Genomic DNA, 9260 nt, shown 5'->3' with positions numbered 1-9260 from the left:
GAGAAGAGTTTAGAGATTTTTGGCAGGCTGTAACAAGTCTGCTCCGGAAGTTCCAAGGTTTAGACCCCATCGTCTAGAGGCCTAGGACACTACCCTTTCACGGTAGGTACCGGGGTTCGAATCCCCGTGGGGTCGCCAGATTTCTTCACAGCAATGTGAAGAGAAAAAGCGCAAGTTGTTAGCACTTGGCTCGAAAGAGCGAACGCTATCTACCAGGAGTGGTAGTTCAGTTGGTTAGAATACCGGCCTGTCACGCCGGGGGTCGCGGGTTCGAGTCCCGTCCGCTCCGCCAGTATTGGGAAGCCGCTATAAATCATTGATTTATAGCGGCTTTTTCAATTTCTGTTGCCCTTTTTCCGGTTGGCCGCTCCAAGACAGGCGGCACTTTTCGGCATTACGCTTGCCGCGTCGTCAGGCCCGACTGCGGTCTCGCCTTTGAGGCGAATTTCTTCGAGACCAGCGAAATCAGTGTTCATGCGTGTCTGGCCCTGGCGAGCGGGCTGCGGTCTTGTGGGCGGGGCTTTGATTATTTACCCAGCGCCAGGGCTTCAAACGCGCACCCATCCAGGCTTTTTTGCCGTCCGGGCCCACAATCAGCGCCATGCGTAAACATCTTTCAGAAACCACCGGCGCTCAGCGCCTGGGCTTCGGCCTGCTGGCCGGCGTGGCCACCGCGGTACTGCCCATGCCGCTGGCGTGGCAGTTTCGTGGGCTGCTGGGGTGGTGCATCGGCATTGCGGTCTACCTGCTGCTGGCCTGGTGGTTGTGCGCCCGCTTTGATTCAAGACGAACGCGTGCGCGGGCCCAGGCGCAGGATGAACCCAGTGTGGTGCTTTTTCTGCTGATGCTGCTGGCCACGTCGGCTTGCGTGGCGGCCATTACCGTCATGATGCATCAGAGCCGGGACCTCTCGGGCACACAGCGCGTGCTTCATATTGTGCTGTCCATGACCGCGCTGGCCGCCTCGTGGCTGTTCATCCAGACCATGTTCGCGTTTCGCTATGCCCACCGTTATTACCACGAAGAAAAACTGAACGAGCCTGATGGACCCGGCCTGCAGTTTCCCGGGGGTCTTGATCCGGACTATTTCGATTTTCTGTATTACGCCCATGTGGTCGGCATGACCTCGCAGGTGTCCGATGTGCAGGTGACCTCGCGCGCGATGCGCCGGCTCACGCTGGTGCACGGGGTGCTTTCCTTTGGCTTCAACATGCTGATACTGGCGCTCAGCATCAATCTGGTGGCGGGCGCGCTGCAGTAAACCCGCCCATCACTGATCAGGCAGCTGCTTTTCCAGGGCCATTTTCTCAGCGCGCCGGATCGCCGATTGCGACTTGCGGTGCGATCCTGCCTTGCGCTGGGCCGCCAAAGCCACCAGCGGGTTTCTGGGCTTGGGGGCCGTCAGCTTCAGCTTTAGTTTCAGTTTCCGTTTGGTTTTGCGTGCGGAACTCATGGCGCCTCCTTCATCGTGTCAGTGTGTGGTCCCGCCCCAGCCGCAAGAGCCCGGTCGACAGCGCGGTGCCGCACACAATCACCGCAGCGCACCCCACCATCCACGGCGTGACCGCTTCACCCAAAAAAACCACGCCGTACAGCACGGCAAACACAGGCACCAGAAAGGTCACCGACAGCGCGCGCGGCGGGCCGGCGTTTTCAATCAGGCGGAAAAACACGATGTAGGCCAGCCCGGTGCAGACCACGCCGACGGCCAGCAGCGCCAGCCACGCCGAGGTGCCCGGCATGCGCGCAGGCCACAGCCACAGGGCCGGAACCGCCAGGCCCAGCGTGGCGCCGATCTGGCTGCCGGCGGCTGTCACCAGCGGCGGCAAGCCTGAAAGATAGCGCTTGGTGTAGCTGGCAGAAATGCCGTAGCACACGCAGGCCAGCAGGCAGGCCAGCACCGCCCAGCCCGGTGCCACACCCGAGGCATCCGGCTTGAAGCTGGCTTTGTCCCAGGCCAGCAGCGCCACGCCCGCAAAGCCGATGAGCAAGCCCAGCAGGCGCGATGCATTGAGTTTGTCGTTCAGCCAGGCCCAGGCAATCAGCGCGCCAAACATCGGCACCGTGGCATTCAGAATGGCCGACAGCCCGGTGCTGATGGACAGCAGCGCAAACGAAAAACAGGCAAACGGAATGCCCGAGTTGAGCAGTCCAATGAAAAAAGTGCGCCGCCAGTGTTTTTTGAGTTCCGGCAACAAGCCGCGCAGCCACACCAGGGGCAGCAGGAACAGCGCCGCAATCGTCACGCGCACGGCGGCCGTCGGCAGCGGGCCAAACTCCAGCGCACCGATGCGCATGAAGAGAAATGAAGAGCCCCAGATCGCCGCCAGCATCACGAAGTCGGTGACCCAGGGCTTGGGAGCGGCATGTGCCACGGGCGCGAGCACGCCGGACGACGGGGCGCTCAAAGCAGCGCCCCCGCAAGCACACCTTCGAGCGTGAGCAAGGCGGTCTTGCGATCCAGCCCGCCCGCATAGCCCGTCAGCGAGCCGTCGGCGCCCAGCACGCGGTGGCACGGCACGATGATGCTGACCGGGTTGCGCCCGACGGCTGCACCCACGGCCCGGACTGCGGCCGGATTCCCGATGCGGGTACTGATTTCGCCGTAACTCACGGTGTTGCCGTGCGGGATGGCGAGCAGCGCCTGCCACACCGCCTGCTGAAAGGCGGTGCCGCAGGCCAGATCGAGCGGCAGCTCAAAACGGCTGCGCTGCCCCGCGAAATACTCGGCGAGCTGCTGGCTGACCTGTTTCAGCACCGGGTGTTCGGGGTCGCTGGGCCAGAGAGTCGGTCCGGTGAGCTCGGGTGGGAGGTGGCGCTGGCCTTCCACAAACCATAGTCCCGCCAGCCCTCGGGGCGAGGCCGCGATGATGATGGGTCCCAAGGGACTGGGGCAGCGCGTTTGAACGAGGTGGGTGTCAAATTTCATGATGAGGGCCTTGAGTGTCTCTTATTTGTCCGCGGCCTGTTGATTCCAGTTTATTACGGATTTACAGCGTGTTTTAAGGCTCTAGCCCTTGCGGTACGGGCACAATCAGCTATTAATTCAGTAGTGGCGGGCGGCGCAAGAGGGGCGCTGCCCAGCGTGCCGCTCCAGGCGCGAATGACGGCATAACTGCGCCACGGCTTCCAGGCCAGCGATGCCCGCGCCGCTTCTTTTGCGGGATTTTTCAGCGCCTGCACGCCCAGTGCTTTGTGCAGCGCCACATCGCCCGCCGGAAACGCATCGGGCCAGCGCAGGGCGCGCATGGCGATGTACTGCGCCGTCCAGTCACCGATGCCGGGCAGTTCTTTCAGCAGGGCAATGGTCGCGCTGACATCGGCGCCGCCGTGCAGTTGCAGACGCTTGTCCGCCACGGCCCGGGCGATGCCGACGATGGCGGTCTGGCGCTGCCTGACGATGCCGAGCTGGCCCAGCGCGTCGCCGCTGGCGGCGGCCAGCACGGCGGGTGCCGGGAACAGCCGCGTCAACTGCGGCCACGGTGTTTCTATGGGCTCGCCCAGCCGGTCGACCATGCGCTGCGCCAGCGTGCGGGCCGCCGCCACGGTGATCTGCTGGCCCAGCACCGCACGCACGGCCAGCTCGTAGCCATCCAGCGCGCCGGGCACGCGCAGCCCGTCGCCGCCGGGAAAGGCGCCATGCAGCACGCTGTTGATGGCGGCCGGGTCGGCGTCGAGGTCGAACATCGCACGCACCCGGCGAATCACCAGCGGCAGCACCTCGCGCAGCGAGTCGCTGACGCGCAGCACCAACTGGCAGCGGGCCTCGTCAAAACTGGCCAGCAGCCAGCCGGCCTGCACCTTGCCCCCCGATTCAACACGAAAAGTCCTGCCCATCACTGGCTTATCTTTGTCAGTAGCTATAAATTCAATAGCATCGATGCCGCGCTTGCTGAAAAACCCGAGCATCGCCGCGACGTCGTAAGGCGGACGGTAGCCGAGCCGCACGGTGATGCCGCCGTCTGCGGGGCGGGCGCCCTGGCGCCGCAATTGCGTCGGGTTGAGTTGGTAATGGGCCAGAAAGGCGGCATTGAAACGCCGCACGCTGGCAAAGCCGCTCATCAGCGCGACTTGCGTGATGGGCAAATCCGTATCGGTCAGCAGTTGCTTGGCCGTCAGCAGCCGCCGTGTCTGCAGGTACTGCAGGGGCGAGACGCCCAACTGCGCCTCAAAAATCCGCCGCACATGGCGCTCGCTCACGCCCAGCCGCGCGGCCAGTGTTCCGACCGAGCGCTGACGCAGCGCCGGGCCGCCCCAAGCCAGGCCAGCCCCCTCGGGGGGCAGCGCAGTACGCGAAGCGACAAGCGTGGGGGCAATATCGTCGGGTTCATCGAGCAGGCGGGCGGCCTGGTGCGCCAGGATGTAGGACGCGTCCTGGATTGACCACACCACGGAATGCGGCGCCAGCTCGGGCCGGCAGCGCAGGCAGGGGCGAAAACCGGCCTGCTCGGCCTGCGCCGCATGACGGAAAAAGCGGCAGTTTTCACGCCTGGGGGTTTTGACGCGGCAGACCGGCCGGCAGTAAATGCCGGTGGAGGTCACGCCGGTGAAAAAGCTGCCGTCAAAGCGCGCGTCCCGCGCCTTCAGGGCAAGGTAGCAGTCGTCGTCAGCCAGCGCGGCGGTGTCAGTCGTCATGGGGAAATGATACGCCGGGCAGGGTTTTCGACTCGCCGTTTCCGGACATGTCCCCAAGGCCGTTGACAGGGGGTTGAAGGAGGGGGGCCGCCTACAATCGGCGAACGTCAACTTTCAGAAAGACCCCTTCATGCAAGTCAACGCATCCATTTTCAAGGCCTACGACATTCGCGGTGTGGTGCCGTCCACCATCAACGAAGAGATGGCCGAGGCCCTTGGAAAAGCCTTTGGCACGGTCGCGCTGGCGGAAGGCGAAAAAACGGTGGCGCTGGGACGGGACGGCAGGCTCAGCGGACCCGGCCTCTGCGCGGCCCTGGCACGCGGCCTTGCGGCGGCGGGCGTGGATGTGATCGATGTCGGCATGGTCACCACGCCCATGCTTTATTTTGCGGCCAGCACGCTGGCAACTTCGGGCATTCAGGTCACGGGAAGCCACAACCCGAAGGACTACAACGGTTTCAAGATGGTGATGGCCGGGCGCGCTATTTATGGCGAAGAAATTCAGGCTTTGCGCCGCATGATGGAAGCTGAAAGCTGGGCCTTGCCCGCGCTGGGCGGGAACGTCAGCCAGGCCGATGTGGAACCGGCCTACAGCGAACGCATCGTCTCGGGCATCCAGCTGTCGCGCCCGATGAAAATCGTCATTGACTCGGGCAACGGCATCGCAGGCGCATCGGCCCCCGCGATTTTTCGGGCGCTGGGGTGTGAAGTGACCGAGCTGTTCAGCGAAGTCGATGGCAATTTCCCCAATCACCACCCCGACCCGAGCAAGCCCGAAAACCTGCAGGATTTGATCAAGGCCCTGCAAAGCGGCGATGCCGAACTCGGCCTGGCCTTTGATGGCGACGGCGACCGGCTCGGCATCGTGACCAAAGACGGCCAGAACATTTACCCCGACCGGCAGATGATGCTGTTTGCCCGCGATGTGCTGTCGCGCGTGCCGGGCGGCACGATCTTGTTTGACGTGAAATGCTCGCAGCGCCTGGCCCCCGACATCGAGGCGGCCGGCGGCGTGCCCATGATGTACAAAACCGGCCACTCGCTGATCAAGGCCAGGATGAAGGAAGTCAACTCCCCGCTGGGCGGCGAGATGAGCGGGCACATCTTTTTCAAGGAACGCTGGTTTGGTTTTGACGACGGCACCTACGCCGGTGCGCGGCTGCTGGAAATTGTGAGCCGCGTGCCGGACGCGGGCGCCTTGCTCAACGGCTTGCCCACCAGCTTCAGCACGCCCGAGCTCAACGTCGCCTGCCAGGAAGGCGAGCCGCACACCGTGGTCGAGGCGCTGATCAAGGCCGCTTCTTTCCCGGCGCCCGCCAAGATTTCCACCATCGACGGCGTGCGTGTCGATTGGCCCGATGGCTTTGGCCTGATCCGCGCCTCCAACACCACGCCGGTGCTGGTGCTGCGCTTTGAAGGCCACACGCAAGAGGCGCTGCACCGCATCGAGGCCGACATGCTGGCGCTGTTGCGCAGCGTCAAGCCCGATGCGAGTTTTGCGGCTGCGGCGCATTGAGCTCCGCTTCGTGAAAATCCTGCTCGTCAAGCTGTCGTCCCTGGGCGACGTGGTGCACACGCTGCCGGTGGTGCAGGATATTCGCGCCGCCATGCCCGATGCGCAGATTGACTGGGTCGTGGAAAAGTCGTTTGCGCCGCTGCTGGCCCACACCACAGGGCTGCACCGCATCATTGCCTGCGAGATCCGGCGCTGGCGCAAGTCGCCCCTGGCGGCAGCGACGCGCCACGAATGGCGCGCTTTTCGCCAGCAGTTGCAGCAGGAAGCCTACGACGCGGTGATTGACCTGCAGGGCCTGAGCAAGTCGGCGCTGGTGGCCTGGCTGGCGCGGCTGGCCCCTGGCGGCCGGCGTTACGCGCTGGCCAACCAGACCGAGGGTTCGGGCTACGAAGCGCCCACGCGCTGGGTCGCCGACGTGGCGATTCGCATCGCAGCGCACACCGCAGCCGTGCAGCGCGCGCGCGAACTCGCGGCGCAGGCGCTCGGCTACCCGCTGCAGTCGGCCCCGGATTTTGGATTAAAAGTGGCTCTGGCCCCATCAGGTCGGGCGCAGGCAGCGCCTGACGCAATAGCCAAGCAGGTGGCCTTCGTGCATGGCACGTCGCGCGCCGACAAGGAGTGGCCGCTGGCCCACTGGATAGAACTTGGCCGGCGCTTCAATGCGGCGGGCTACCAGATCGCCTTGCCGCATGGCAATGCCAAGGAACTCGCGACCAGCCGGGCCATGGCCGATGCGCTCAATGAAAGAATACCCGGCCAAGCCATCGTCTGGCCCTTGCTGGCGCTCGATGCGCTGACGCAGCAACTGGCGCACTGCGCGGGCGTGATTGGCGTGGACAGCGGCGTCAGCCACATCGCCGTGGCGCTGGATTTGCCGCATGTGCAGCTCTACAACTTCGACACCGCCTGGCGCACCGGACCGGATTCAGCCGGGCGGCAGCTCAGCGTGTATGCACAGCCCGCGCCCAGCGTGGAGGCCGTCTGGCAAGCCTGGCTGGCCTGCCAGGCGATCAACCGGCCAGCCGCATGAGTGCATGGGCGCGCGGGCTTTATTCGCTGCTCATGACGCTGGGCCAGCCGCTGCTGCGCCGCAAGCTGGCGCGCCGTGGCCTGCAGGAGCCGGGTTACCTGGAGGCGGTGGACGAGCGTTTCGGCCACTACACCCAGCCCAGGGAAACAGCGTCAGAGCTGGTCTGGGTGCATGCGGTGTCGCTGGGCGAGGCGCGCACGGCGGCGCTGCTCCTGAAAGACTTGCGCGCGCAGCATCCGACATTGCGCCTGCTGCTCACGCACGGCACGGCCACCGGGCGCGCTGAAGGCGCAAGCCTGTTGCAGCCGGGCGACGTGCAGGTCTGGCAGCCCTGGGACAGCCCGGCGGCGGTAAAGCGGTTTTTCAGCCATTTCAGGCCGCGACTGGGCTTGCTGATGGAAACCGAGCTGTGGCCCAATTTGCTGGCTGAAGCCCAAACCCTGGGCATGCCGCTGGTGCTCGTCAACGGGCGCTTGTCCGAACAATCGCTGCAGCAGGCGCTGCGCATTCCGTCGCTGTCACTGCCCGCCTACGGCGCGCTGTCGGCCGTGTACGCCCAGACCGAGCTGGATGCCGACCGCTTTCGCCAGCTCGGCGCGCCGGTCGCCGGTGTGTTCGGCAACCTCAAGTTTGACGCCACGCCCGACGCCGCCCAACTCGCGCAAGGCCAGGCCTGGCGTCAGGCGCTGGCGCAGCCGGTGCTCATGTTCGCCAGTTCGCGCGAGGGTGAAGAAGAGGATTTTCTTAAGCAAATAGTGGCTGTAGCCAAAGCGCAGCGGGCGCTGCCAGCTATAAATTCAGTAGCAAATTGCCCCGCCACGGCCTTCAAGCCCTTGATCGTTCCGCGCCACCCGCAGCGCTTTGACGACGTGGCGGCGCTGGCGGCGCAGCACGGCCTGCGCGTGTCGCGCCGCTCAGCGTGGGCGGCCGGCCCGGCCGAAAGCAGCGAGGCGATGCAGGCCGACGTCTGGCTCGGCGACTCGCTGGGCGAGATGGCGCTGTATTACGGCCTGAGCGACGTCGCCTTGCTGGGCGGCAGCTTTGCGCCGCTGGGCGGACAAAACCTCATCGAAGCCGCCGCCTGCGGCTGCCCGGTCGTGATGGGGCCGCACACCTTCAACTTCACCGAAGCGGCTGAGTTGGCCGAGGCCGAGGGCGCGGCGCGGCGCGTGGCTGATCTGGCCGAAGCCGTGCAGGTCGCGCTGGGGCTGGTGAGTGATTCGCCTGCGCTGGCGCAAGCGGTGGAGGCCGGGCTGGCGTTTGCGGCCCGGAACCGGGGGGCGACCGCCAGGACGCTGGAGGCGCTGCGGGCTTATCTGTAAGGGAGCAGGAAACTACAAACATACCAGTTTCGTCATTGCGAGCGCAGCGCGGCAATCCACGGCGTTGGAACTCCTGCATGGATCGCCACGGCCTGCGGCCTCGCGATCACGAGAAACGGGTGCTTTTGAAATTTCTACCAATCTAAGCCGTATTTGACCCGTAGGTCGGGTTAGCGAAGCGTAAGCCGACAGCCCCCGGGCACAGCCAAAAGCGCCGATGTCGGGTTACGCCCCTTGGGCTAACCCGACCTACGAAGCTGCCAGCACCTCGCGGTACAGGAACAGCAAAGCACTGAGCGCCTGATTGTGCGTGGACACCGACACCCGGCGCTCATTGGCGAGCATGGTCAGGAACTGCGTCACCTCCGCTGCGCCCATGTCGCGCGGATGCCGCATCTGCCCATCACGGCCGCACCAGCGGACGAAGAAGCGAACCCAGTAGAGGTAGGCCTGTTCGGTTTTGAGGCTATAGTGTTTGTAGCGCAACACCTCGCGCAACTGCTCCAGCAAGCGCTTCGATTGGGGGATATAGGTGACCGGGTTCATCAGGCTACTCGATACCGTAGTGTTTTACAGTACGCAGCCTGACAGGCACGTTGTCAAGCGGGTTGCTGGCTTATGGTGCGTTCCGCACGGCGTCTGTCAGTTGTTCTTATCCCGTCGGATAAACTGGCTTCCCAGGTTATCCGACGAGCTACATTACGTTAAGCATCACCAAATGACCCTCGCCGATCCCCAGGAAGAACTCAGTTCGCGG

At 64.6% G+C, this 9260-nt stretch carries 9 protein-coding genes, 2 tRNA genes and 1 pseudogene; 6 read left to right on the top strand and 6 right to left on the bottom strand.

The window, feature by feature from the left end; all coding sequences use genetic code 11:
- Positions 1 to 62: 62 nt before the first annotated feature.
- Both Q8K05_RS11700 and Q8K05_RS11695 read left to right on the top strand, forming a co-directional pair.
- Positions 63 to 138, top strand: a tRNA-Glu gene (locus Q8K05_RS11700).
- A 77-nt stretch (positions 139 to 215) separates the two neighbouring features.
- A tRNA-Asp gene (locus Q8K05_RS11695) sits at positions 216 to 292 on the top strand.
- Positions 293 to 335: 43 nt separating this feature from the next.
- Here the strand turns inward: Q8K05_RS11695 and Q8K05_RS11690 are convergent.
- Positions 336 to 476 (bottom strand): hypothetical protein, encoded by a 141-nt coding sequence (locus Q8K05_RS11690; RefSeq protein WP_305246775.1) that lies wholly within the window; start codon positions 474 to 476, stop codon positions 336 to 338.
- Between the two features lie 125 nt (positions 477 to 601).
- Here Q8K05_RS11690 and Q8K05_RS11685 point away from each other — a divergent pair, with 125 nt between their 5' ends.
- Positions 602 to 1261, top strand: coding sequence for a DUF1345 domain-containing protein (locus tag Q8K05_RS11685; protein WP_305246774.1), 660 nt, complete (start codon positions 602 to 604; stop codon positions 1259 to 1261).
- 9 nt (positions 1262 to 1270) lie between these two features.
- Here Q8K05_RS11685 and Q8K05_RS11680 read toward each other — a convergent pair whose 3' ends face one another.
- From Q8K05_RS11680 to Q8K05_RS11665, 4 genes are all read right to left on the bottom strand, one after another.
- Entirely contained in the window at positions 1271 to 1453 is a 183-nt protein-coding gene (locus Q8K05_RS11680) for a hypothetical protein (RefSeq protein WP_305246773.1), read from the bottom strand.
- Positions 1454 to 1463: 10 nt separating this feature from the next.
- Positions 1464 to 2333, bottom strand: a complete 870-nt coding sequence (locus Q8K05_RS11675; RefSeq protein ID WP_370868837.1) for a DMT family transporter — start codon at positions 2331 to 2333, stop codon at positions 1464 to 1466.
- Between the two features lie 71 nt (positions 2334 to 2404).
- Complete coding sequence (locus Q8K05_RS11670; RefSeq protein WP_305246771.1) at positions 2405 to 2929, bottom strand: methylated-DNA--[protein]-cysteine S-methyltransferase; 525 nt, start codon at positions 2927 to 2929, stop codon at positions 2405 to 2407.
- Positions 2930 to 2982: 53 nt separating this feature from the next.
- A complete protein-coding gene (locus Q8K05_RS11665; RefSeq protein ID WP_305246770.1) occupies positions 2983 to 4635 on the bottom strand; it encodes a DNA-3-methyladenine glycosylase 2 family protein in 1653 nt (550 codons plus the stop codon).
- Between the two features lie 130 nt (positions 4636 to 4765).
- Between Q8K05_RS11665 and Q8K05_RS11660 the strand changes: the two genes are divergently transcribed.
- From Q8K05_RS11660 to Q8K05_RS11650, 3 genes are read left to right on the top strand one after another with little or no spacing between them, the layout of a single operon-like run.
- Positions 4766 to 6151: a phosphomannomutase/phosphoglucomutase gene (locus Q8K05_RS11660; RefSeq protein ID WP_305246769.1), complete on the top strand. Its 1386-nt coding sequence runs from the start codon at positions 4766 to 4768 to the stop codon at positions 6149 to 6151.
- 10 nt (positions 6152 to 6161) lie between these two features.
- Positions 6162 to 7181, top strand: coding sequence for a lipopolysaccharide heptosyltransferase I (gene waaC, locus Q8K05_RS11655; RefSeq protein ID WP_305246768.1), 1020 nt, complete (start codon positions 6162 to 6164; stop codon positions 7179 to 7181).
- Positions 7178 to 8503 carry a 3-deoxy-D-manno-octulosonic acid transferase gene (locus Q8K05_RS11650; RefSeq protein ID WP_305246767.1) on the top strand — a complete coding sequence of 442 codons (1326 nt, stop codon included), beginning with the start codon at positions 7178 to 7180 and terminating at the stop codon, positions 8501 to 8503. The genes waaC and Q8K05_RS11650 overlap by 4 nt, the downstream gene beginning before the upstream one ends.
- Positions 8504 to 8758: 255 nt before the next feature.
- On the opposite strand, the pseudogene Q8K05_RS11645 reads toward Q8K05_RS11650, so the two are convergent.
- Positions 8759 to 9049: pseudogene (locus Q8K05_RS11645) on the bottom strand (phage integrase N-terminal SAM-like domain-containing protein); the annotation flags it as partial.
- Positions 9050 to 9260: the final 211 nt, after the last annotated feature.

Source organism: Polaromonas sp. (assembly GCF_030682935.1).
Lineage (GTDB): Bacteria > Pseudomonadota > Gammaproteobacteria > Burkholderiales > Burkholderiaceae_C > Polaromonas.
Note: the sequence above shows the minus strand (reverse complement) of the source record. Positions and strands in the feature narration are given on the sequence as shown.

Coding starts and splice junctions, on each gene's coding strand:
- Q8K05_RS11690 (WP_305246775.1), bottom strand. CDS start 476: ATGAACACTGATTTCGCTGGTCTCGAAGAAATTCGCCTCAAAGGCGAG.
- Q8K05_RS11685 (WP_305246774.1), top strand. CDS start 602: ATGCGTAAACATCTTTCAGAAACCACCGGCGCTCAGCGCCTGGGCTTC.
- Q8K05_RS11680 (WP_305246773.1), bottom strand. CDS start 1,453: ATGAGTTCCGCACGCAAAACCAAACGGAAACTGAAACTAAAGCTGAAG.
- Q8K05_RS11675 (WP_370868837.1), bottom strand. CDS start 2,333: ATGCTGGCGGCGATCTGGGGCTCTTCATTTCTCTTCATGCGCATCGGT.
- Q8K05_RS11670 (WP_305246771.1), bottom strand. CDS start 2,929: ATGAAATTTGACACCCACCTCGTTCAAACGCGCTGCCCCAGTCCCTTG.
- Q8K05_RS11665 (WP_305246770.1), bottom strand. CDS start 4,635: ATGACGACTGACACCGCCGCGCTGGCTGACGACGACTGCTACCTTGCC.
- Q8K05_RS11660 (WP_305246769.1), top strand. CDS start 4,766: ATGCAAGTCAACGCATCCATTTTCAAGGCCTACGACATTCGCGGTGTG.
- Q8K05_RS11650 (WP_305246767.1), top strand. CDS start 7,178: ATGAGTGCATGGGCGCGCGGGCTTTATTCGCTGCTCATGACGCTGGGC.